Raw genomic sequence first — 25207 nt, 5'->3', positions numbered from 1 at the left:
ACCATCTGTTTGTAAGCGTTAACAATAGTATTCTTTTAATATCTTCTGTATTTTTTTAATATCCATTTTCTTTTTCCATTTTTTTATCCATGCAAAATTTGGCGAATCACTATATAATGAATCGATGGATTTACCAATAAGGGTAAAAATACGTTTCGTTATTTAAGAAATACATCTAATAAAAGGAGCAAAGATATATGCAAATAGAACTTTATTATTTAGCAGGTTTAGCTGTTATCCTATTCCTTCTATATATGTCAGCAAAAAAACATCTTTGGTCCAAATACATTCTTTTGTTTTCCTTTATTCTGCTAAATGGAGTCTATTTAATTTGGCGAACTTTCTACACACTTCCAACCGTGGGAATAATAAGTTTTATTTTCGGACTTTTACTTTTATTTACAGAGTGGGCTGGATTCACACAGTCCATTATTTTTACTATCCTGTCATGGAAACCATTTAAAAGAAAAACCATTCCATTACATTCCTTCCGAGAATTACCAACAGTTGATGTATTTATAGCTACTTATAATGAACCAGAAGACTTATTAAAGAGAACCATTACTGGCAGTCTCTTAATGCGTTATCCCGAAGATAAGGTAAAGGTATATGTATGTGACGATGGCAAAAGACCGGAAATTAAGGCATTAACGGAATCGCTTGGAGCATACTATATTTCAAGAGAAGATAATAAACACGCAAAAGCTGGTAATTTAAATCATGCCATGAGTATTACAAATGGGGATATCATTGTCACAATGGATGCTGATATGGTTCCAAAGATCAATTTTCTGGAACGTACAGTTGGTCACTTTCTAGATAAAGACGTTTCCTTTGTACAAGCACCACAAGTTTTTTATAATGCAGACCCTTTTCAATATAATCTTTTCTATGAACAACGATTAACAAATGAACAAGATTTCTTTATGCGTAGATTAGAAGAAGGAAAAGACCGCTTCAACGCCACAATGTATGTGGGAAGCAATGCATTATTTCGAAGATCTTCATTAGAAGATATCGGTGGGTTTGCCACTGGTGTGATAACAGAAGATATGGCTACAGGGATGTTCTTACAGACTGATAATCAAAAAACGGTGTTTGTAAATGAAACGTTAGCTGTTGGATTATCTGCTGAAACATTCCCAGAATTGCTTAAACAAAGAGACAGATGGGCAAGAGGAAATATTCAAGTTGCTCGTAAATGGAATCCTTTAAAAATAAAAGGATTATCGTTTATGCAAAAATTATTATATTTAGATGGAATTCATTATTGGTTCTTCGGAATTTATAAGATGGTCTATTTACTGGCACCACTGTTATTTTTACTATTTTCTATTTACAGTATACAAACAGATTTTAAAACATTGCTTATCTTTTGGTTTCCAGCCTTCTTCTCTTCCATGCTTGCTTTTAAAAGAATGGCTGATAATAAAAGAAGTGTTATATGGAGTCATATTTACGAAGTATCACTAGCTCCATTTATGGCATATTCCGTACTGTCAGAGGTATTCCTCAAAGAGAGAGGTAAATTTAATGTGACAAGTAAAGGAATTCAAAATGACAGTCGAAATTTCCACTGGAAACTTACGATTCCCTACTTTGTTCTATTACTGATGACTTTTGTTTCGTTATGTATGATCGGTATTCATCTGTTTACACCTATTCAGATATATCAAAATACAGAAATGCTAATCATTAATATATTTTGGGTTGTTTATAACGCATTGGCTATCCTTATTGCTTTACTTATTACGGTTGAAAGACCTCGATTTAGAGGAACGGAAAGATTTACCGTCAAACGAAGTGCTACCATCGCAAATAACCACGGCTTAGAAATTCCTTGTACTGTTATGGACCTGAGTGAAACGGGTGGACGGATTAGGTTAAATAAAAAGGAATATGACAGATTACAGTTACAGAAAGAAGATATATATCTGAATGTCGGCAAGGCGAAAGACATCAAAGTAAAGAAACAATGGGTTACAAAAGAAAAAGACTCTTATTTCTTAGGTGTTTCCTTTGTGGATATCAATTCTGACCAATATAAAGGACTGATTTCCTTATTATTCGTTGAATCAAGTGATATTTATTCAAGTAGGGTCTATGCAAAGGCTTCTGTACTTGGCGCACTTATTCAATTTTTCTTTAAGACTGAACACAAACCCAAAAAATTAGTTCGCAAAACAATCAGAGAACAAACAAGTATGGATATCTGTATACATCTAGCTAAAAAAACGATTAATGGAAATATTGTTGATATTAGCAATACTGGTTGTCAAGTTAAGACTAGAAGAAGAATTGATCAAGATACGTTCCTTATCGAGACAGAGGATGGAAAGAAAACATCTGTTCAATTGCATTGGGAAAAGAAAAAAGGAAGACATTATTATTATGGAACGAGCTTCGGATCTAATCACATCAAGAATCGTATTGGAGCATAAATCATTTTTTTATCCGAAAATAAGAGACTGAGACAAAAGAAAATATCTAATGGGTAAAACGAACTATCTCTCATTTATTAGCGAAACCAATAAGTTTCCTAATTCTTTTCAAAAGAAAATATAATTAGTAGGAAAAACGGAGCAGACTGAATACACGTAGACTCCTATGGGAGCTGCGAGAAAGTCCGAGACCCCGCAGGAACGCAGTGACGAGGAGGATTGGCGCTCGCCCCATGGAAAGCGAAGTGTATTCAGTCTGCGGGTAATAACCACAAATCTTCTTTCTTAAAATTAATAAAAAACCCAAACAATTATACGGAAGTTTTATCAATCAGCATTTACGTATAATTGTTTGGGTTTATATTTAGTTGGAATACTTTTGTTCCAGCCTCTTATAAGTCTTATAAATTATTTTAAGGAAACATCCAGTTGATTATCTCTTGCTCTTTTCTTTTTTGCCATCTTATTCTCATACATATTTTTATCCGCTTGTGTAAATAATGCCGTCATTTTCCCAAGAGAGCTTAGCGTGAATGCGAAGCCAATGGACATCTTCACCGTACTATTTGCTTCCTTTCCGTTTAATTCACTGGACATCCTATTATACAATTCTTCCATTTCTTCCTTTATCATACCTTGAATTAATAAAACAAACTCGTCCCCACCGATTCTTGAGACCGTTATATACGGAGAAGAAAAAGCGTTTAGTAATTTTCCAGCTTCTTTGATTAGGTCGTCACCTTGTTTATGACCATATTTATCATTTACTTGCTTTAGTTCATCTAAATCACATAAAATAATGGCGATTGCTTCATCTGTTTTTGTATCAAACTCTTCCATCTTCTGTTCAAAGTAAAAACGATTATGTACTTCTGTCAATGCATCATGGATCAGTTGATACTCTAAATTCTGTCGTAGTATAACTTTCTCGTCAATATTTCGAATGATTCCATGAATAGCTATTAATTCGCCATATTCATATATAGGGGTAGCATATTCCTCAAACCATTTATAAGTTCCATCCAAGCATCTCATTCGTTGAATTAAAGGTTTGCTATAATCAATTTTTCCATGAAGTTTTTTATACATAATATCATAGTCATCTGGATGAATAATCTCTAAGGGAACATACGGATTTCGATAGATTTCTTTGACCATGCCATCTCCTAAAATAGAATTGGCAGAAGGACTAATATACGAATGTCGCATTTGCGGCTTTACTTCATATCTGTAAATGATATCTTTCGAGCTTTCCACTAAGCGAAACATAACATCTTCTTTCTCTATTTTCGATTTCCATTTATTATATTTCCGCTTATCATTTAATATCCACAAGAAAATACCACACATTATTCCGCAGCAAAAATAGAATATCCCCATCTTTCTCCTCACCTTATCATTAGTGAGACTATCATCTGCATATTACTGCTATCCTAATAATGGAAAAAGGCTAATCTTCTACCGATTAGCCTTCCGTTTATAAAGATAAATCGGTAACTGGCTGACTTAATCTCCAAGATCTTAGTCCCTATAGCTTTGCGTCTTCACCTTTCGATGAATTTGCCTTTATCATATTATTCTATTTAAATAATGAAATATATCACTAGTGTTGCATTAATTTAATTTCACTATTAAAAATACTCGAAATGTTCACTTTTATTATTTTATGCATAGAAAAAGTCCTTTATAATGGATAAGTCAGGTGGTAACCCGTCCAAATCCACTAAAAAAGGACAAATCTCATGGACAAGATTACACGAAAAACTTCATTTGGACAATGGTTTTCGCCAATTAATCTTCAATTATTTGAAGAACAGGTGAAAACATTGAAATTAGATTGCTATACGAAAAAGTTAACGACAGAATCATTCCTAAAACTATTACTTTTTGCACAATTAGAAGAAGTTGAAAGTCTTCATGCGTTAAGTGATTGCCTTTTTGATGATCATCTTCAAAAGGAAATCGACCTTGATTCTATAAGCATTTCTCAGCTCTCGCGCCGTTTAAATGGTCTAAATCCAGATTTGTTTCAAAGACTTTTCCTTGATTTAGTCGGACAAATTCACGCCAAAACACACTACACAAAACTTGTCATGCCGTTAAAAATTATTGATTCAAGTACTTTGCCACTAAATTTGACCAATCATAAATGGGCGAAGTTCCGCAAAACTAAGGCAGGCGTAAAGTTACACTTACGCCTTGTATTTATGGAAAAGGGAGAATCCTATCCCGAAAAAGCCGTGATGACAACGGCAAGCGAACACGATCGTGGTCAACTTGAGATTATGGTTGACGATAAAGAATGCATGTATGTGTTTGACCGAGGTTATCTAGACTACGAGCGTTTTGATCGCATGACCGATGAAGGCTACTTTTTTCTTTCTAGGCTACGAAAAAACGCAGTCGTACGGGAGGTTTATGATTTTAAACTACCCAAGGATTCATCTGTTTTGTCGGATCAAATGGTGTTGATTGGTACAACTCAAAACCGAGCTGAAAACTATTTTCGACTTCTAAAAATAATAGATTCAAAAGGTAATGAACTTCATTTAATCACAAATCGTTTTGACTTAAGCGCCGAAGAAATATCGGAAATGTATAAATCACGATGGGCAATTGAGCTGTTTTTTAAATGGATTAAACAACATCTCAATATCAAAAAATTCTACGGTCAAAGTGAATGGGCGATTCAAAATCAAGTGTTTATCGCACTTATTGTTTTTTGTCTTCATGTTCTGGTACAACTCGAAACAAAAAGTAAGCAGAAAACCTTGCAAATTAGCCGTTATTTAAGGGCAGCATTGTGGAAACCAGCACATGTCTGGCTTCGCAAAATTGAAGGAAAAGCCATCCCTTAATCAACAAATTGTTGTCGTTGCACAGGTCTAATTGTAAATAAATTTCCAAATGGACAGGAGCCGCCTTTAGAAAGGTAATTACTTTTTTGGCTCTAAGTAGAGTAAACAATTAAACTGAAAATTATGACACTATTTACGCAACACTAGTGGAAATATATGTATTTCCTTTTTCTTCTATTACAAATTTTATAGGAAAATAGTTAGAGAAACAAGAGAGAGAAAGGACTTTTTTCACATTTTTTTACATAACTAACCTATCCTCTTCTTCAGTTGAATCGAAAAATTCACAAAATCTCCATTTTTCATCCATAATTTCTCGATTTATTTTTGTTATCTTTATAAAAAGCAGTCAAACTTGAAAGGGAGAATGCGATTAAAATGAAGAAAAAGAAACTTATCATTCCGATATTTATTACAATAATATTTGCTGTAACCGTCCTGTTGATCATCAATCAAAATAATCGATATGAAAAAATGGACGGCAAAGAGCTAAAGCAACTGGTCCAAGATTATAGTGCTGGTAAGAAGTCAGCAACCACTGCTTCCATTAGTTCTGATACATTAACAGTAAATACGCTTGAAAACGATGAGCTTATCTATCGCTTACCAAAAGATGAATTTTTCGTTTCATTTGCTCCTTACTTAACTGAAACGCATCCATGTGCAATCCATAATCTAGCAGGTTGCCGCGGGGAATTAGCTAATAAGGAATTTGCTGTATATATTGAAGATCAAGAGGGAAATGTTTATGTAGATGAACTTCTAACGTCTCAACAAAACGGTTTTATTGATGTTTGGCTTCCTCGCAATAAGGATTTTCAAATTACCATCTCCTATGATGGTAAAACAACTAAGACTGAATTTACTACTTTTAAAGATGATAATACTTGTATTACCACTCTTCCTTTAACATAAGAAACTTCTATCGGTGGGGTTTTATTGCCCGATAAGAGTTATATAAATATAGTGTAGGTATCCCAATTTCTTAGGATACCTACATATTAAATTCGTAATAATCTTGAGAATGGTAGCTTTTAAATCCACAAGACTCATAAAGCTTAAGCGCACGAGCATTTTTGGCTTCTACTTCTAAAAAAATCGGCAAACCCTTTGCTTCTTCCATTTTTACCACTTTAGTTAAAGCCCTTCTGCCAATTCCTTGCCCGCGAAGCTCTGGAAATATCACAAAACCATAAATCCAAGCTTCTCCATCTAATTCAGAAACTCTGATTTTTCCGACTGCTTTTCCATCTATCTCAATAATCATTCGCTGATTATCATTTTGTTCTTTTAGTATTTCCACATACTCTCGAGCATCCTCTTCCGCCATACCAAATCCTAAAACATCAAGCTGAATTTCTATTTCTTTGTCTCGAGCATAATCATATGCTCTTAGCGAAATCGTTGTATCCTCCATTAACTCTGTCTGATGCCATTTCATTTGATGTTCAGAAAAAGCATAAGTACATGGAATACTTACTAGAAAATCCTTTCCACTCTGCGATGCAGCAGGGGCATTAAATAAGATGTTCTGTGCGCCTCTCTTTCTTGCCTCTTCCAATCCTTGATTTAACAAATTCGTAAATATCCCTTTTCTTCGATAATTTGGATGGATCATTCCACAGTACTCTACTTTTCTACCAAAGTAGTAACTTCCCAAAAACCCAACTAGTTTACCGTCTTCATAATGGAAAAAATCCTCTTTATTATCCTCATTTCGGTTTTCTAGCATATCGAAGTTAAGCTTTAATTCATAGCCTTCCTTTTTCTCACAAACGTCCTTTAGCTCTTTAATTTCTGAAATTTGTTCTTTTGACAGCATGTTTATTTCCTCCTCTGCTTTGGGGGATCTATCTCTTATTCCGAAAAGAATAAATCTAAAAATAAGCTGCTCTTCGTTGAGGAAGAGTCATTTCACTAAATTGGTCCATAGGTTATCCATATTCTTGTTCCATTCCTGCGATATAATCGTATACTTACAATCACCACTGTTTAAATATTTATAAATAATATAAGCTTCGTCCATTTCTTCTTTTTCCAATGTACTGATATGTTGAATGTCCATCGAAAGGAGTGAGTTTATCTTCCGCACTACATCTTGCCTATCAACATTATTTGCTATATATATTTCCCGGTCGATAATTTCATTTCGTCTAATGAAAAACACCTTTATACGAAAATCATCTAAGTACTCTGCTGCAATTATTAGTTGATTTTTCTTCATAAAATGGATGACTGTTTCTGTTTGTAAAATTGCCTTAATTTTTGCTATCGTATTTCTAATTTCCGCTGCCTTCTCAAACTCAACATTACTGGAAGCCTCAATCATTTTTGTGGACATTTCTTCTAGTACACTATTATCCTTTTTATTAAATAAAGCGATAAGCCGATGAATAATTTGTTGGTGAGCTTCTTTGGCTATTGGGTCAAAACAAATCCCCATACACTTTCCGATGGAATAATTCAAGCACGGACTTTGACTCCACTTCTCTTGGGAGCAATCCATTTTATAAAATGCTTTTATTCCATTTATCACATTTTCTACTGTTCCTTTACTAGTGAAAGGGCCAAAGTAATAATGAACGTCGTCCTTATCCATCTCATTAGCAATCTCCATATGGTAGATGCCCTTCTTCCAGCGAAAAACGATGTAATTATAAGCCTTTGTCGTTTTCATCATCCTATTGTACATAGGTTGAATTTCCTTTATTAGTTTACATTCCAGCATCAATGCCTCAAATTCCGTATCTGTTAGGATAAAGTCGAAATCCTTTATATGCTTTACAAGCTTTTCCACTTTACCCAGTCGATTTTTCGAATGCTGAAAATAAGAGGAAACTCTGTTTTTTAATTTTTTTGATTTGCCAACATAAATGATGTGACCAGAGGAGTCTTTCATTAAATACACCCCTGGAGATGTTGGCAGATTTTTTATTTTTTCTTTAAGCTCCAAGTCGATTCCTCCTCTGGATCGTTTAAAAAGTAGTTATCTTCATTCCATGTGTCATCGTATCAATCTCTACTTCTCCTCCAATTGGAAAAGTAAAGAATGGTTGAATATGGCCAAAATCAACATTATATAGAACAGGAATTTTTTTCAAACTAGGATGCTTATCTAGGATGAATAGGAGCTGCTCCTCTGACATTTTTGAAGCTTTTTGAAATCTCCCAATTACTAGCGCTTTTATGGAGCCAGCAGTCTGTAATAAAGAAGTTAAGTCTCTTGCAAACGTTTCTGGAATGGTTAATTCATCATCTTCTACAAATAGGATGCTATCTGCAAGATTCGGCATATACACTGTTCCCTGCAGTAAATTTAAAGTACAAAGATTTCCACCAAACAATTGCCCTTTCACTTCCCCCTCTTGATATACATTCCATCCCCCTGGTTCGAATTGGCGATTTTCTTGATCCAAATACCATGCATCATCTGTCCATACATCAGAAGGCTCTACAATAAATTCCTTTGATTCCATCAAGCATTTCTGGAAATACTCCGTTTGGTATTCCTGTAACTTATCCATTTGAAAGCTAGAAAAGTGCGGTCCTGAATATGTAATAAAATCAGCCTTTGTTGTGATGGCTGTTGCTAAAGCAGTAATATCACTATACCCGCAAAGTATCTTTGGATTGGCTTTTATTAAATCATAATCCAAATAAGGCAATAACTCATTGCTGTTAAAACCACCAATTACAGTTAAAATCCCTTTCACCTTTTTATCCCGAAAAGCATCATGAATATCTTCAACCCGATGCTCAATTGTCGCTGAAAACTGTAAATCTGATTCGAAAATATGTTTGCCAAACGTAACCATAAATCCAAGGTCTTCTAATCTTTTCTTGGCTTGCGCTATTCCCTCTTCGGATAAAATTGTCGCACTTCGACTAGGGGCTATTACTCTAATCTCATCACCTTTTTGTAGCTTATCAGGTATTCTCATGTCCATTCCTCCTCTTTATTCTAATTAAAGCATAAATAATCATACATTTCTGTAACTTTTAGGTGGAGGAAAACGTATATTTTGAAAAGAACTGCACGATTTGGAATGGGGGAAAAACATGTTTAACTTTTTTCTGATAGTTGGCATCATTGCTATATTCATTTCTGGTATTTTTATTGGGGCCTGGACAGATGGACGTCAGCATAGAATCAATTATTCTACTGAAATAAAAAAGGATCGTACTTTAAAAGTGAAACTTTCGACAATAACTGGTTTAACTGCTATTGTCTCACTAGCAATAGCAGCGATTATTTATTATTTAACAAATTAAATTCCTATGAACTGTAATTAAGATTAAGATATACTCCAAAATTTCTTTTTATTGTCCTAACCTCCCCACTCACAATCCATCCTAAATCCAAAAAAAGTGGGACAAGGAGATTTCCTCCTCATCCCACCATAACTAGTCTTTACAACTCCTTTAATTGCCTTGTCAATTCAAGAAACTTTCTATCTAATTCTGCATAGTCTTTATCCTTCGGAGTCATAAAGCTTAATTTTCCTAAAACTTCTTGTCTTTCTGTCTCTAGTTTCAAGCGAAGTTCTTCTTTATTATCTCTTTCCTGTTTTGGAGACTCCGTCCATTGTCTTTGGATTGTACCTTCCGCTATGACTAACTTAGTCGTTGTCGTTTTTTCTAGAAAATAACGGTCATGGGATACAATGATAAGCGTTCCGTTATATTGAGATAATGTTTCTTCTAATTGTTCACGGGATGGTAAATCAAGATGATTGGTTGGCTCATCGAGAATCAGCACATCTTTTTCTTCTAAAATATAAGCCATTAGCTTGCACTTTACCCGTTCCCCCATACTCATATTTTTTATCGGTTCCTTCCATTGAGATGCCATAAACCCTAAATGTTTCATTAACGTTTGCACTTTTCCTCTTTCTGCAAACGTCTCTTTAAAAAATAGCTGTTCAGGCGTTTGCTCTAATGGGAGATCAAATACTTCCTGTGTTAAATATCCAATATTAGCAGTTGGAGAAATCCATACTTCCCCTTCAGCCTTTTCCTTTCCTAAAATAATGTTTAATAAGGTTGTCTTTCCGCTTCCATTCGGTCCTATAATGGCAACCTTCTCACCATGTTTAATCATGACATTCCCTTTTTCAAACAACACACGTGAGCCAAATGTTTTGGATAAATCCTTTATTTCCAAAAAGCGTTTGCCAACCTTTTTATTTGCTTCAATCGAAAAGATTACCTTATAGTCCTCTTCTATCCGCTCTACTTTGTTTTTTTCCAATTCTTTTTCTAAACGCTTTTGTTTTGATTTTACTTGGGCATCCATTCGTTTTGCCTTTGACCGATAATATTCTTTTGGAAACTCTTGTTTCGTTGATTGTGCATGTGCTTTATGGGACCAAGAAGTGAGCTCCTTCATTTGCCCTTCCACTTGCTTGATTTTCTTCTGCTGTTTGTCATATTCCCGCTGCATCGTTAATCTCTTTTGCTCTCTAGCTTCCATATAACTCGTATAATTCCCTTTATGTTCGATAAGCTGTTTATTTTCAATCGACCAAATTTTTGACGTGACCTCATCTAAAAAATAGCGATCATGGGATACAAGAATAACCGTGCCCTTATATGTTTTTATTTGTTCCTGCAGTAGTTTCATACTTTGTTCATCCAAATGATTTGTCGGTTCGTCTAATAACAAGAGATCAGTCTCAAACGCAAACCCTTTAGCAAGACGTGCCTTTAACTTTTCCCCACCACTCATTTTCTGAAAATCATTTATAGGCACTTGCCATTTTTCCAGTAGTTTCTTTTCCACAGGATTTTCTTCCTTGAAGGCATAGTTTTCTGTTTCCTGTTCGACCATTTTAACCACTGTATCGTCCTTCACCCACTTGATGTGTCCTTCTGTCGGAACCATATCTTTATTTATTAATTGCAATAAGGTCGATTTACCTGCACCGTTTTTACCAATAATCCCAATAACCTCTCCCTGTTGTACACTGGCATTTATTTTTTCAAAAATAGTTGTATCCAGCACTTCATAACCTACATTTACTAACTTTAAAAGTTCTATCATCGTATCAAATCCCTTCAGAAGGGAGAAAAAAATCCTCCCAATTATCGTTGGAAGGATTAGCCATACCTAATTATTTGCTCGTTCATAATCGCGATCGCATACAAAAAAACTGTGCATATCGATCAATAATTGTGCGCATACCATTAGAGATACACACAGAAAAGCGATTTATGGAAATGGGCAGACTAATCCTATTTTTGTTTAATTTGAAATTTATTTCATTCAAATTTTTGAAAAATAAGATTAGTTCTTCATCGTTCACCCATCATCCCTTTCGTTCTAAGTACCTAAAGTATAACATACTTTCCGTTATGTAATCCACTGCCTCAAGAAAAATTGGTAAATTTTCTCTATATATTCCTATCTGTACAATCTCAAGATTGTTTAGTATTATTTTAATTATGTGTTTGTTAGATTATCTAACATATGAATACGAAGGACTTTATAAATATCAAGAAAAAAGCGAAAAGGAGTTACACGAATGAAGCAAAAGAAAAGGATGTCTAAATTAATTTTATTCTTTATAGTTGTCTTAACTATGTTGAATATTATTTCTCCTATAACAAAAGCAGAAGCTAAGGAGAAAGTTTATCAGATTGCTACAGATATTACATTTGCACCATTTGAATTTCAGGATGTAAGTGGTGATTTCGTTGGAATCGATATGGATTTAATCGCTGCAATTGCAAAAGATCAAGGTTTCAAATATGAAATGAAGCCACTTGGATTTAATGCTGCTGTACAAGCATTGGAATCGAAACAAGTGGACGCGGTTATTGCCGGAATGAGTATTACAGAAGAAAGACAGAAAAAGTTTGATTTCTCAGAACCTTACTTTGATTCTGGTATCATAATGGCAGTGGACAGTGATAATGATACAGTTGCTTCTTATGATGATTTAAAAGGACAAAAGGTTGCTGTTAAAACAGGAACAGAGGGTGCTAGCTTTGCTGCAAGTATCAAAGATGAATACGGATTTTCGATCGTAACTTTTGACGATTCTGCTAATATGTACGAAGAAGTAAGAACAGGAAATTCTGTTGCTGTATTTGATGACTATCCTGTATTAGCTTATGGAATCAAACAAGGCAATGGCTTGAAAATTGTAACAGACAAAGAAGCGGGAGCATCATATGGTTTTGCTGTTTCTAAAGGTCAAAATACAGAGCTTCTTGAAATGTTTAATGCAGGTCTAGCTAATTTAAAAGCATCTGGTGAATATCAAGAAATATTAGATAAATACTTAGAAACAGGTTCAGAGGCGGAAGAAGGAAACGGCTTTTTCGGTCTATTAAAAGAGAGCTTTCCAAGCTTATTGTCTGGTCTAAAAATGACACTGATTTTAACAGTCGTTTCCCTTTTAATTGCAACAGTACTTGGGATTATCTTCGGCTTATTACGTATTGCAAAAAATAAAGTATTGAGCACTATTGCTGTTATTTATATCGATATCTTCCGAGGAACACCATTAATTGTTCAAGCATTCTTTATTTACTTTGGAATCCCAGCAGCCCTTGATTTCCGAATTTCAGCTGTTGCTGCCGGTCTTATTACCTTAAGCTTAAACGCTGGTGCTTACATGGCGGAGATTGTCCGTGGAGGAATTCAGTCAGTTGATAAAGGTCAAATGGAGGCTGCACGCAGTCTAGGTCTTCCTTATGGAAAAGCAATGAGAAAAGTAGTGCTTCCACAGGCTATTCAATTAATGATTCCAGCATTTATTAACCAATTTGTTATTACATTAAAAGATACGTCTATTCTTTCCATCATCGGTATTAACGAATTGACACAAAGCGGAAAAATTATTATTGCAAGAAACTTAGAATCATTCCAAATGTGGCTAATCGTCGGTATTATGTACTTTATTGTGATCATGATTCTAACAAAAGTATCAAATGTATTAGAAAGAAGGATTAAAAATGGCCAAGCTTAAAGTGACGAATCTGAAAAAATCATATGGTAATCTTGAAGTATTGAAATCAATTGATTTACAGGTAACAGAAGGCGAAGTTGTTTGCTTAATCGGTCCTTCTGGATCCGGAAAAAGTACCCTTCTCCGCTGCTTAAATATGTTAGAAGAAGTTACAAGTGGTGAAGTCGTAGTAAACGATTTTAATTTAACAGATAAGAAAAATGATATTAACAAAATTAGAGAAAATATCGGTATGGTGTTCCAGCACTTTAATCTTTTCCCACACTTAACAGTATTGGAAAATATCACGCTGGCACCAGTCGATCTAAAAAAAGCAACGCCACAGCAAGCAAAAGATAAAGCCTTACAACTATTAGACCGTGTCGGCTTAAAGGATAAAGCTAATGAAAATCCAGCTAAATTATCTGGTGGTCAAAAACAAAGGGTCGCAATCGCACGTGCCCTTGCGATGAACCCTGATATCATGCTATTCGATGAACCAACAAGTGCTTTGGATCCAGAGATGGTCGGAGAAGTATTGAATGTTATTAAACAATTGGCCCAAGAAGGAATGACGATGGTTATCGTTACACATGAGATGGGCTTCGCTAGAGAAGTGGCAGACCGCGTTATCTTTATGGATAACGGATATATTGTGGAAGAAGGTACACCACAAGAAATTTTCGGAAATCCACAAAATGAGCGTACAAAAGACTTCTTGAATAAAGTTTTATAAAAAGCTAATGGGGACAATAATTTGTCCCCATTTTTTAATCCTTATAATGCCTCTTCCCCCACTCCCCCATTAAATCAAGAATCGGTATAAAGCTAACTCCTTTTTCTGTTAAAGAATACTCGACCTTAGGCGGCACCTCTTTATATACTTCTCTGTGCACCATTTGATCTGCTTCTAATTCCCTCAACTGTCTTGTTAAAATTCCTTTTGAAATGCCAGGTAAAAGCCTTTGCAGTTCATTAAAACGTTTTGTTCCCTGACTTAAATGCCATAAAATAATAATTTTCCATCTTCCTGCTGTTAAATTTTGCGTATAGGTAACAGGGCAAAGTCCTTCCTCTTCCATCGCTGAAGGCTCCCCTTGCACAAAGAAACGTGCCATCTTAGCCCACTCCTTCCCATGGTACTATTTATGTGACTATGTCATAAAAAAATAACTACTTTTATTTTTGTTACTATAAATATACTATATACCTATAACTAATATACAACAAGTAACCAATCATCCTGTATCAATGAAGAAAGATTGACTTGGTTATAATGTAAATGCAAAACAATTAGGAGGGAATTTAGAATGAAACTATTAGTAACAGGTGCAACTGGCAAACTCGGTTCAAAAATAGTGAATGTTTTATTAAAATCAGTTCCTGTTGATCAGCTTGCTGTTAGTGTCCGTAATCCTGAAAAAGCAGAAGAACTACGTGCACAAGGTGTTGACGTTCGCCAAGGGGATTTCGACCGTCCAGAAACATTAGAGGCAGCCTTTAAAGGAATTGACCGCTTATTATTTATTTCAGCAGATGGCGATACGGAAACAAGAATTCGCCAACATAACAATGCTGTTGAAGCAGCTAAAAACGCTGGTGTTTCCTTTATCGCATATACAAGTATTGCGAACGCCCAAGAAAGCACAAACTTTCTTGCCAAAGTTCACAAAGCAACAGAAGAAGCCATTCTTAAATCTGGTATCGCATATTCCTTCTTGCGCAATAACTGGTATCTTGAAAATGAACTATCCACTATTCAAGGCGTCCTTGCTGGTGCCCCATGGGTTACCGCTGCTGGAAATGGAAAAGTTGGCTGGGCTTTACAACAAGACTATGCAGAAGCTGCAGCCGCCGTCCTTACAGGAGATGGACACGAAAATACGATTTATGAGCTTTCTGGTAAACTATTGACTCAGGAAGAAATCGCTGCTGCTGTTAGCCAGGTAATTGGAAAAGAAGTACCTGTCCAACAAGTAGATGAAACAACTTATGCAGACATAATAACACAAGCTGGCGTACCAGACTTTCTTGTTCCAATGCTTGTTGCTATCCAAAAGGATATTCGTGAAGGTTCATTAGAAATTGAAAGCAATGATTTTGAGAAGTTGCTTGGACGTTCTGAAACTCCTATTGTGGATGGGATTAAACAGCTTATTGATTAATTTATACAATAGTCTAGTGGACACAACCAATGGCTGTGTCCCTTATTTGGATGTTTACACTCATTTAATCAAATGCTTAATCTTCTCCTCTGTACCTGTTCCATCAACTGGTGTGTAAATACTACATCTTAAATCATTCGCACCATGAACCTGTAAAGAAGTTAAATTATAAATCATTTTGCCTGCCTTAGAATGACGAAATTCAATTAATACCTCAGGAGCAGAGCTTATTTCACTTTCATTCCACATCTTATTGAAAACAGGATAGTTCTTTTTCATATTTTCAATAAATTCTCCATACCATTCATCTGCCATATATTGACCTAAATACGTACGAAAGATAGAGATAAATCCTTTGACAAAGTCCTCCCAATTGACTGCCAATGCTCGTAGCTCCTTCCTCGAAAAAAGCAATTCAATCAGATTTCTTTTTTCAAGCGGGAGCTTTTCGAAATCCAAGAATACTTGTTTAGCAGCTTCATTCCATCCTACAATAAAAGACCGGCGATCGGTAATAATAGTAGGGCAATAACGAAGCTCTTTTAAAATTCGCTCTAAGGAAGGGGTAATGATGCCTTCTTCCTCTTCCTTAGGAAAAAAGGAATTTCCCTCTTCAAAAGCTAATCCATATACATATTTTCTCTCATCCAAATTTAATTGCAGGGCGTCTGCTACTGCATCGAGAACGGAGATAGACACTTTAATATCTCTTCCCTGCTCTAGCCATGTGTACCAAGTAGTGCTTACTCCCGCTAACTGTGCTACTTCTTCACGCCGAAGTCCCGCTGTTCTCCTTCTACTCCCAACAGGAAGACCGACCATTTGTGGCTGGATTTTTGAACGCTTTGTTTTTAGAAAATCAGATAGCGCTTCTAATCTTATATCTCTATTCATATGTATTATCCTTTCTAAGCTAGTACTATTTATACTAGTATAAACTACAACTTGTAATAGGATAATAAAAGAATACAATAAAGAAAAAAGGAATGGGGGAAAAATGGTGAAAAGAGTTGTGATAACTGGAATGGGGATTATTTCACCGTTAGGAAACAATGTAGGTGATTATTGGCAGCGCCTCCTAAAAGGGGAATCTGGAATCCGTCCTATTGAACATTTAGATGTCTCTAATTCTAAAACTAAAATAGCTGGAATTGTAACAGACTTTCATCCAGAAGATAGATGGGGAGCAAAGGAAGCGAAGAAACTCGATCGGTTTAGCCAGTTTGCTTTAGCTGCAGCTGAAGAAGCGTTAACAGACTCGCAGTTAAATTTAGATTTAGTAGATAAAGAACGTCTAGGTGTTTATGTTGGATCAGGAATCGGCGGTTTGACAACCCTTATTGATAACGTCAATACTTTAAATCAAAGAGGACCAAATCGAGTTAGCCCTAACTTAGTGCCCATGATGATTTCTAATGCTGCAGCTGCACAAATTAGCATCAAACTTGGAGCTCAAGGTCCTTCTCTCTCTCCTGTAACTGCCTGTTCAATTGGAAATACATCGATTGGAGAAGCTTTTCATACGATTCGTAATAGTGATGCTGATGTTATGTTTGCTGGCGGAGCAGAAGCTGCTGTTACAAATTTATCTTTAGCGAGTTTTGGCAATGCAAGAGCATTATCCACAAAAAACGAGGAACCAACTATAGCAAGTAGACCTTTTGATATAAGTCGTGATGGTTTTGTAATGAGTGAAGGTGCAGCTATTTTAGTAATCGAAGACTTAGAACATGCCATTAAACGTAATGCTCCTATATTAGCTGAAATCATCGGATATGGAGCAAGCTCAGATGCCCATCATATGGTTGCAACCCATCCAGAAGGAAGAGGTGCTTTTCTTGCCATGAAAAATGCTTTAGCGAAAGCAAATATTACTCCTGCTGACGTAGATGTGATTAGCGCCCATGCAACAAGTACACCAGTGGGAGATTTATCGGAAACATTAGCTATTAAGCGATTATTTGAAGAACAAGCCTATAAAATCCCAGTAACTGCAAATAAGTCGATGCTTGGTCATATGCTTGGTGCTGCTGGTGGGGCGGAAGCAATTGCTCTTGTAAAGAGTTTGCAAGAAGGTATTATCCCACCAACAATTAACTTAGAAAACCCAGACCCTGCCTGTGATTTAGATTACATCCCTGAAGGAGCTAGAAAAGCGTCCTTATCCATCGGCCTATCCAATTCCTTTGGCTTTGGTGGTCATAATTCAGCCATTGTATTAAAAAAATATTAATAGAAAAGACTAGGAAAACAACGATAAGTTTTCCTAGTCTTTTCTATCTGAACTTAAGCAGCAAGCTTCTTTTTATGCTCTTTATCAAGAAATGCAAAATATGGAAGCGTTATTCCCAATAAAGAGGTGGTCACAATTACCGCCCCAATGAAAACATATAAAGGTCGAATGCCCCATAGTTCACTTAATGCCCCGCCTATTAATACGCCAAATGGCATCATTGCTCGAATAATGAAGGATCTAACCGAAATAATTTTCCCCATTAAATGATTGGGTACGATTTGCTGACAATACGTTATATTATGAATGCTAAAAAATGCCATTCCTATACCAGCAATTATTTCTGTAATGATAGCAATAATGATAGAACTTGTAATCCCAAGATTAATGTAGGTCAATCCTCCAATAAATAGAGCCCCTAGCATTAATCGCCGCCTCGATTGAAATTTTATTTTTCCAACAAACAATGTCCCTAGCATATAACCTAAAGGAAAACCTGCCATAAAATACCCATACATAGCATTATTTCCGTCTAGTACCGTTTTGATATACGGAATATTGATAACCATGGTAACCCCTACTCCAAATTGAACAAATGCTAGAAAAATACCTAGCCATACAATTGTTCTTTGTTGAAAAAAGTAGCTAATTCCCTCCATAAATTCAGTTGCCCATGCTTTTCTCTCTGCTTTATCTTCTCTTTCCTCATTAATGCCTAGTAAAAGACTTCCACTAATAATTAGCGCAATACAAATAAAAGATAAAGTACTGCCAATACCAATAGATTCAATGACAATCCCTGCTATAACTGGTGCTGTAAACGTCATTAATCTTGCCATTCCTTCAACATAAGCATTTGCAGTGCTTAATTGTTGTTTCGAAACAAGACTAGGCAATATCGCTTGGTTGGCTGGGGAGTATATGGGGGTTATTAACCCAATGATAAGTTGGACAATATAAATATGCCATGGAACTAATGAGTTAGTAATATAGCTGATGAGCGGAAATAGAAATACTAATCCTCTGCTCCAAAGAGCGAAAATCATCATCCATTTTCTACTCCAGCGATCAATGTATGGGCCAATAAAAAGTTGAAGTATGAGGGATGGTATGAAATATAATAGCCACATACTTCCTAACGCCCAAGAAGAACCGGTGATTTCATAGATTAATAGAGAGTTGCAAAAAGTTCCAAAAGCTCCCGCCAACTCCGACATGCCATTTCCAATCCACATGAAAGTGAATGATTTATTTCGGAAAATATTCAAACGAACACCACTTTCTTTGCTTTGGCTGATATCCTCTTGCTTTGGCTGATATCCCCCTCATTTTGGCTGATTTCCTCCTTGTTTTAGCTAATATCCTCCTTGTTTTAGCTTGTATATGCTAAGTCTTGATCATATACTAAGTGATTTTACTTCAAAATCTATTATTGCTGAATGTATTGCTCCAATTCTTTTGCTATAGATGTGATAGCACTATTCTTTAACACATATTTTCCATCTTCTATTCCTACTAGCTGTGCAGATCTCAAAATTTTTAAATGATGATGAATCGTGGACTTTCCCATTTCTAATTTTTCCGTTATTTCTTGTAAGGTTCGACTTTTTTCAAACAGTAATTTTACCATTCTTAGACGAAACTCATCCCCTAAGGCTTTATGTTTCAAAACAAGAAAATTACTCGGCATATATTTATCACTTGGAGATATACTTTCATTTGAAACCGGATAATAGTAGACTTTTATTCCTTTTAAATCTGCAGCTATATTCCATGGTCTATATATGTACTGGGGAATGAGCAATACCTTATAAACGCTTGGTTCTGGCAAATAACTTATCCCTCCCGTAGCCCATTCTACAAATTCCTCTGGTTCCATTTTCTGTTTCATCTTTTCTTTTGCTTGGGCATCTGTTTGTAAGATTGATGTTAATTTATTTAATTCAGGTTGTACGACTGATTCAAACCATCCACTCATGACCGTTATTAGATGCTGCTTTAATTGCTTTTCATCCACTTTGCAAATAAAAGAAATATAGCTTGGAAAAAAAGGGTTATCTTTTGTTGCTTCTCTTAACTGCTCTATCGCAGATTCGTTTTTATCAGCAGCCTGCTCTCTAATAGGCTGATAGTTTTCACTTATGAATGGAATACATTGATAGATTAATTCTCTTTCTGTAAGTTTATCGATATATTCGGTAAATACTTCTAGGCTGGAAAAATCCTTTTGATGAAGCAATTGAAGCAGCGCTTTCCATGTATTATTCGTTTCTACGTAGTCTAAGTGTGCTTGTAAATCTTTAGAAAGGCTTAATCTAATATCTTTCCAATAGCTCTCAGGTTTTTCTAATGAATCCAGTAGACGATCATTTGTGATAGCGGCTATCCCTAGAGCACATTCCCATAGAATCGAATGCTTTATTTCAACTTGATACTTCTCTTGTTTCCGACCTGTTGTGCTAAAAACTTTCACTGGAAAACACCTCCATTTATTTTATTTATATTTTAAATTATTCGAATTACTTATTCAATAATTTTCGAACTGATAATTCAAAAAACTCGACCAATATAGTCGAGGTCGAGTTTCCGAGGATTAGTTTCGTTCTTTTTCTAAATAATTTTGACGAATAAACAAAGATTTATTTTTATAAATTATCATACTGACAAACGCAAGGAGGAAACCTGAGAAAACAAAGACTGTTCTTACTCCAAATATATCTGTTAATATTCCCATTAATAAAGAGCCAAGTCCAAAAATCCCGGTACTAATTGCTCCTAGCGAAGTATATACCGTCGATAGTTTTTCTTTGTGAACACTTGTTTGAATGACCGTTTGTTGAGGGATATTTTTTACTTGTGTAAAAATACCGACTCCAAATGATATTGCTAAAGCAAGGATGGGAATGCTATTTAAACTAAATAATATCGTGAGAAGAAAACTTAAAAAAGAGCCTACTATTAGAAATGACTCCAATTTTCTTCCCACTAAGGAAGAATACTTCATGCAATAGAGACTTCCCAAAATTAATCCTAAAAAGAATGCTCCATTTATAAATCCCCACCACTGTTGGTCTACCTTTAAAGCATCCTGAATAAATACATATAAAACAGCCGCAATCCATACTGTTCCAGCAAGGCTTTCTAAACATTCAACCAAAGCCAATTTCTGTAAAACAGGCGTATGAAATAATGTCTTCCATCCCTCTTTGATTTGTTCTATCTTCCCTGCTGTACCGATAACTTGGGCAGATACTTTTTCCAACAACCATAGTAAGGTACTTGAAATAAGAAATAATCCGCCAACAAACCAAATTAATTGCTGTGGACTAAAAAAAAGGAGAAACATACTTCCTACAAACCACATTGCTGCTTGGATTAATTGTGTTGCTGTTTCTGTGATTCCATTTGCTTTCATTAATTTTTCCGGTTTAACGTAATAAGGTATTAATGTTTGTCTGATTGGATTTGCACAGCCATCAAGAAAGGCAATGCAAGCTATCACCATAAAGACGACATAATAATTTGATTCCGTTATCCCTGGTAAGAATAGGCCTAAGAGTAAAAGGAATACTGTTTTTCCAATTTGCGAACCTGCTAATAACCGGTTCAATGGAACTTTTCCAACGAAAAGGGGTGTTATAATACTTGATATAAACATACAGGTTGTGATTATAAAAGGAACGAAAGATGCTGCCGTTGCCGATCCCTTTATCTCGTAGATAATACTAATAACACCTACCGTATAGAGGACGTCCCCTATATTTGCAAAAGACTGCCCGATCAGTAACAATGAAAAGTTCTTATTTAGTTTCATGATTTATCCCCCATTAATTAATAAATTCTTTATTAGTTAGTGGGAGACTTTTAAATTGGACAATTCATTCTGTTACCTACTCCTTATAAGTGGATAAGCCAGGGGGATAGAGGCATATCACAAGATTTTGTTACATTCATCTTATCATAAATGAGTTATTTTCTTGCTTTTAGTTTGAAGGAAGTTATTTTTGTGGAGATGATGTTTTTTCAGATTTCTCTGTTACCTTTTGTTCTTTTGTTTTGCTACAACGGTCACTGATGCGCCTCCTCTGTTACCTTTTCCTCCTTTCCTTTGCTGCAACGGTCACTGAGCAGTTCTCTCTGTTACCTCTTCCTCCTTTCCTTTGCTGCAACGGTCACTGAGCAGTTCTCTCTGTTACCTTTTCCTCTTTTCCCTTGCTACAACGGTCACTAAGCTGCTCTCTCTATTACCTTTTCCCCCTTTCTCTTGTCTACAACGGTAACAGACAAAATAACCAAACATCTCCCTCTCTTTATAAAGCACCATCCCCTTGCAACACAAAAAAGGAGCACTTTTTCAAGTGCCCAGTCTCGACTTTTATACGCATACTTCGTTTTATCTGATAAAAAAAGCACAATTTCTGCTTTCTCTTAAACCGTCCATTTAATCAATAATCCTGCATGGGCTAGGCCGCCGCCAAACCCATATAATAATACATGGTCACCGAATTTTAACTTCCCTTCTTTTACTCCTATATCCAATGACAATGGGATCGTTCCTGAAGAGGTATTTCCATAATGAACTAAGCTATATAATGTTTGTTCTATTGGAAAACTGCTTTTCTCACAAATTGATTCTAACATTCTTAAATTGGCACTATGGGGTACAAACCAGTCCACCTCATTTAGGTTCATACTTCCTTTTTCCACAACAGTTTTCATACCGTTCGTAACCGTTTTAATGGCCCATTTATAGACTTCTCTACCATTTTGGACGATACAGCCATTCCCTAATAAGTCCATGCCGTTCATTTGCGTAGCTAGACTTGTAGAATATAAATGATGCCCTCCTTCTCCTTCTGAACCTATATGAGAAGAGATAAAACTTGGCTCTGCTTCATCAAATTCTAAAAGAACAGCACCTGCTCCATCACCAAAAAGAATACAAGTCGTACGATCGGTGAAATCCGTAATTTTTGATAATGTTTCCGCTCCTACAACAAGAACTTTTTTATTTAGTCCTGAAGTAATCAATCCATTTGCCACATATAATCCATAAGTAAATCCTGCACAGGCTGCATTTAAATCAATTGCTCCCGTATTCTTTATTCCTAATTTAGCCTGAAGGCTGGAAGCTACACTCGGTGTTTTATATTCAGGAGTCATTGTACAAACAATTATTAAATCAACATCATCAACCGTTTTGTCGTATCGCTCCATTAAATTAAGGACTGCTCGATAGCTAAGATCACTGGTGAACTCTTTTTCATTCGCTATTCTTCTTTCCTTGATGCCGGTTCGCTTTACAATCCATTCGTCGTTTGTCTCTACCATTTTTTCTAAATCATTATTTGTTAAAATACGTTCAGGAACGTATGAACCTATTGCCGTAATACTTGCTTTGGATGTTATCATTCACATCACCTCTTCTTTTATTTATATTTTACCACCAATTACTATTACCTGGTACTAATTTTTACTCAAACTATTTCCTCTTTTTAAAAAGCTTTCGTTCCGCTCTCTTTAGAATATGTTTTTTTGTTGCATTTGCTTTACCTATTTTCATCATAAGACGATGAAACAAGATAATTGTTAACAATATTTTCTATTTATTTTTATGCTTTTGTCAATATTAAAGTCACCATTTCTTCTTCTGAAATGGTGACTTTAGTAGAATAAGAACTCCAAACGATTAAGAGATAGAGGTCTATTATCCTATTCTTTTATACATTTCCAATTTTTAGGTTTTATTCCGATATATTTATTGTCCTTCTACCACTGTAGAAACCTGCCATGTAATTCCAAACTTATCTTTAACTTGTCCATAGGATGGACTCCAAGGAGTTTCTTGAAGAGGCATGACTACTTCGCCGCCATCTATTAGTTTCTCAAATACTTCTTTTGCTTTTTCTGGATCATTTAAAAGAACTGCTACGTCCACTTGGGAACCAACTTGATAAGGTTGTCCAGGAAAATTATCGGATAACATTAGAAAAGTATTACCAATTCTTAAATTTGCATGCAAAACAAGATTTTTCATTTCCTCAGAAAGCGGGAATTCTGGGTTATCTGGCATATCACCATATGTTTGTAGTCCAAGGTTTTCTGCGTCTAATGCATTTTCATAAAATTTGACAGCTTCTTTGCAATTCCCATTCATTCGTAAATATGCATGAACTCCTAAAATCATAAATATACCCCTTATTCTTTTAAATATGCACAATATCGAACGTACGATCTCATTTTACTACATGTCTTTTTAATTTTAAACACTATTTATTACATAATTACTATTTAGTTTTTCCAAATTTCTTAAAAAATAAGCTTTCCAAAACTCCCTTTTATTTTCTATTTGCTTAACCTATCCAGTGCTTTCACTAGTAACTGTCCACGTTCACTTAGTGAAGACACAATCACAAACTCATCCTCTTGATGCGCATTTCCTCCCCTTGGTCCTAAACCGTCTACGGTTGGAATCCCTATATTTCCTGTAAAGTTTCCATCTGATCCTCCACCACTATACTTTGTTACCAACTCTAAATTTAATTCCGAGGCAGCTTCTTTTATTAGGAAAAATAAATTACTTTTACTTCCCTCTATCTTCCAAGCTGGACGAGTAATACCACCGCTAATTTCTATACGAATGTTTGGATTTTCAGCACAATTACAAATTTCTAAAATTTTCAATTGTGCAAATTCCCCTTGTTCCTGTGTTTCAAAACGCAAATCAATGCCAGCTTCTGCATATGGTGCAATCGTGTTCACAGATTGACCACCACTTACTAAGCCAACATTCACATGAATTCCTTCTAATTTCGTTAATTCATGCAATTGGACTATCTTTAATGCAAGCTCTTGGATAGCACTAGCCCCTTTCTCTGGTGCAACACCAGAATGTGCTGATATCCCATATAGCTTCAAAAAAAATTTGCCGCCACCCTTTCGACCAATCACCACATTCCCATCTACATCAGCAGGCTCCATAATTAACACATGTTTAACTGTCTTTGCAGTAGCTTCTATCAATTCTCGCGAAGAAATGGATCCTATTTCTTCATCAGTATTAATAATAATCAAGACATTTTTATAAGCATCATTATTTTGCGAAATTAAGTATTTTAAAGAATACAGTGTCATAACATGACTTGCCTTCATATCAAAAACACCTGGACCTTTGGCTTGATCTCCTACTATTGTAAATGGACGTTTTTGAACTGTTCCAGCTGGAAAAACGGTATCAATATGCCCAATCAATAATACACTAGGAGTAGTTGCCTCTTTATGCTTTAATACGATATTATTGCCTCTATCTACGACCTCGTGTACTTCTGCAATAAAACCAAGTTGCTCGAATTCCCTGATTAAAATTTCTCCTACTTTATCCACTCCCGTTTTCTGATATGAACCACTATCGATATTCACTATTCTTTCTAGCAATTGAAGCATGTTGTTTTTTTCTTGCTCAAAATATTCCTGCAAAACTCTTCCTCCCTTTAAATTGAATTATCATCACAGTGATTTTATCAGAAATATCAAAATATTAGAAATAAAAAGATTT

Annotated in this window: 21 protein-coding genes and 1 riboswitch; of the genes, 8 read left to right on the top strand and 13 right to left on the bottom strand. The window is 35.5% G+C overall.

The window, feature by feature from the left end:
* Positions 1-197 precede the first annotated feature (197 nt).
* Positions 198-2441 (top strand): glycosyltransferase, encoded by a 2244-nt coding sequence (locus NKG37_RS10870; RefSeq protein WP_224427652.1) that lies wholly within the window; start codon positions 198-200, stop codon positions 2439-2441.
* 408 nt (positions 2442-2849) lie between these two features.
* Here NKG37_RS10870 and NKG37_RS10865 read toward each other — a convergent pair whose 3' ends face one another.
* Entirely contained in the window at positions 2850-3821 is a 972-nt protein-coding gene (locus tag NKG37_RS10865) for a sensor domain-containing diguanylate cyclase (RefSeq protein WP_169187943.1), read from the bottom strand.
* A gap of 109 nt (positions 3822-3930) precedes the next feature.
* A riboswitch (cyclic di-GMP riboswitch) is annotated at positions 3931-4016 on the bottom strand.
* Between the two features lie 167 nt (positions 4017-4183).
* Here NKG37_RS10865 and NKG37_RS10860 point away from each other — a divergent pair.
* Positions 4184-5299, top strand: coding sequence for an IS4 family transposase (locus tag NKG37_RS10860; protein WP_254416200.1), 1116 nt, complete (start codon positions 4184-4186; stop codon positions 5297-5299).
* Between the two features lie 378 nt (positions 5300-5677).
* A complete protein-coding gene (locus NKG37_RS10855) occupies positions 5678-6214 on the top strand; it encodes a CueP family metal-binding protein (RefSeq protein WP_016202702.1) in 537 nt (178 codons plus the stop codon).
* 79 nt (positions 6215-6293) lie between these two features.
* Here NKG37_RS10855 and NKG37_RS10850 read toward each other — a convergent pair whose 3' ends face one another.
* From NKG37_RS10850 to NKG37_RS10840, 3 genes are all read right to left on the bottom strand, one after another.
* Positions 6294-7121: a GNAT family N-acetyltransferase gene (locus tag NKG37_RS10850; protein ID WP_016202701.1), complete on the bottom strand. Its 828-nt coding sequence runs from the start codon at positions 7119-7121 to the stop codon at positions 6294-6296.
* Positions 7122-7208: 87 nt separating this feature from the next.
* Entirely contained in the window at positions 7209-8252 is a 1044-nt protein-coding gene (locus NKG37_RS10845; protein WP_254416199.1) for a UvrB/UvrC motif-containing protein, read from the bottom strand.
* A 22-nt stretch (positions 8253-8274) separates the two neighbouring features.
* Positions 8275-9240: a S66 family peptidase gene (locus NKG37_RS10840; protein ID WP_254416198.1), complete on the bottom strand. Its 966-nt coding sequence runs from the start codon at positions 9238-9240 to the stop codon at positions 8275-8277.
* A 118-nt stretch (positions 9241-9358) separates the two neighbouring features.
* Between NKG37_RS10840 and NKG37_RS10835 the strand changes: the two genes are divergently transcribed.
* Positions 9359-9571, top strand: a complete 213-nt coding sequence (locus tag NKG37_RS10835; RefSeq protein WP_254416197.1) for a DUF5316 family protein — start codon at positions 9359-9361, stop codon at positions 9569-9571.
* Positions 9572-9710: 139 nt separating this feature from the next.
* On the opposite strand, the gene abc-f is transcribed toward NKG37_RS10835, so the two are convergent.
* Positions 9711-11342 (bottom strand): ribosomal protection-like ABC-F family protein, encoded by a 1632-nt coding sequence (gene abc-f, locus NKG37_RS10830; RefSeq protein WP_254416196.1) that lies wholly within the window; start codon positions 11340-11342, stop codon positions 9711-9713.
* A 538-nt stretch (positions 11343-11880) separates the two neighbouring features.
* Between abc-f and NKG37_RS10825 the strand changes: the two genes are divergently transcribed.
* Both NKG37_RS10825 and NKG37_RS10820 read left to right on the top strand, forming a co-directional pair.
* Positions 11881-13275: an amino acid ABC transporter substrate-binding protein/permease gene (locus tag NKG37_RS10825; RefSeq protein WP_224427671.1), complete on the top strand. Its 1395-nt coding sequence runs from the start codon at positions 11881-11883 to the stop codon at positions 13273-13275.
* Complete coding sequence (locus NKG37_RS10820) at positions 13262-13990, top strand: amino acid ABC transporter ATP-binding protein (RefSeq protein WP_254416195.1); 729 nt, start codon at positions 13262-13264, stop codon at positions 13988-13990. Before NKG37_RS10825 ends, NKG37_RS10820 begins: the two co-directional genes overlap by 14 nt.
* 34 nt (positions 13991-14024) lie before the next feature.
* Here the strand turns inward: NKG37_RS10820 and NKG37_RS10815 are convergent, their stop codons facing one another.
* The gene (locus NKG37_RS10815; protein ID WP_302183226.1) at positions 14025-14372 is read right to left on the bottom strand and encodes a winged helix-turn-helix transcriptional regulator; all 348 of its coding nucleotides are present in this window, start codon (positions 14370-14372) and stop codon (positions 14025-14027) included.
* Between the two features lie 192 nt (positions 14373-14564).
* Here NKG37_RS10815 and NKG37_RS10810 point away from each other — a divergent pair, with 192 nt between their 5' ends.
* The gene (locus tag NKG37_RS10810) at positions 14565-15419 is read left to right on the top strand and encodes an SDR family oxidoreductase (RefSeq protein WP_254416194.1); all 855 of its coding nucleotides are present in this window, start codon (positions 14565-14567) and stop codon (positions 15417-15419) included.
* A gap of 60 nt (positions 15420-15479) precedes the next feature.
* Here the strand turns inward: NKG37_RS10810 and NKG37_RS10805 are convergent, their stop codons facing one another.
* The gene (locus NKG37_RS10805) at positions 15480-16313 is read right to left on the bottom strand and encodes a helix-turn-helix transcriptional regulator (protein WP_016202692.1); all 834 of its coding nucleotides are present in this window, start codon (positions 16311-16313) and stop codon (positions 15480-15482) included.
* 106 nt (positions 16314-16419) lie between these two features.
* Between NKG37_RS10805 and fabF the strand changes: the two genes are divergently transcribed.
* Positions 16420-17652: a beta-ketoacyl-ACP synthase II gene (fabF, locus tag NKG37_RS10800; RefSeq protein ID WP_254416193.1), complete on the top strand. Its 1233-nt coding sequence runs from the start codon at positions 16420-16422 to the stop codon at positions 17650-17652.
* Between the two features lie 53 nt (positions 17653-17705).
* Here fabF and NKG37_RS10795 read toward each other — a convergent pair whose 3' ends face one another.
* From NKG37_RS10795 to NKG37_RS10770, 6 genes are all read right to left on the bottom strand, one after another.
* Entirely contained in the window at positions 17706-18887 is a 1182-nt protein-coding gene (locus NKG37_RS10795) for an MFS transporter (protein ID WP_254416391.1), read from the bottom strand.
* A gap of 194 nt (positions 18888-19081) precedes the next feature.
* The gene (locus NKG37_RS10790) at positions 19082-20125 is read right to left on the bottom strand and encodes an ArsR/SmtB family transcription factor (RefSeq protein WP_169187933.1); all 1044 of its coding nucleotides are present in this window, start codon (positions 20123-20125) and stop codon (positions 19082-19084) included.
* A gap of 120 nt (positions 20126-20245) precedes the next feature.
* Positions 20246-21466 (bottom strand): MFS transporter, encoded by a 1221-nt coding sequence (locus tag NKG37_RS10785; RefSeq protein ID WP_224427662.1) that lies wholly within the window; start codon positions 21464-21466, stop codon positions 20246-20248.
* A 614-nt stretch (positions 21467-22080) separates the two neighbouring features.
* Positions 22081-23064, bottom strand: a complete 984-nt coding sequence (locus NKG37_RS10780; RefSeq protein ID WP_254416192.1) for a ketoacyl-ACP synthase III — start codon at positions 23062-23064, stop codon at positions 22081-22083.
* Positions 23065-23410: 346 nt separating this feature from the next.
* A complete protein-coding gene (locus NKG37_RS10775) occupies positions 23411-23839 on the bottom strand; it encodes a VOC family protein (protein WP_101729639.1) in 429 nt (142 codons plus the stop codon).
* Positions 23840-23997: 158 nt separating this feature from the next.
* Entirely contained in the window at positions 23998-25128 is a 1131-nt protein-coding gene (locus NKG37_RS10770; protein ID WP_254416191.1) for a M20 family metallopeptidase, read from the bottom strand.
* Positions 25129-25207: the final 79 nt, after the last annotated feature.

It is taken from the genome of Niallia sp. RD1, from assembly GCF_024219955.1.
Classification (GTDB): domain Bacteria; phylum Bacillota; class Bacilli; order Bacillales; family Cytobacillaceae; genus Niallia; species Niallia alba.
This window is presented reverse-complemented; position numbering and strand designations above follow the sequence as displayed.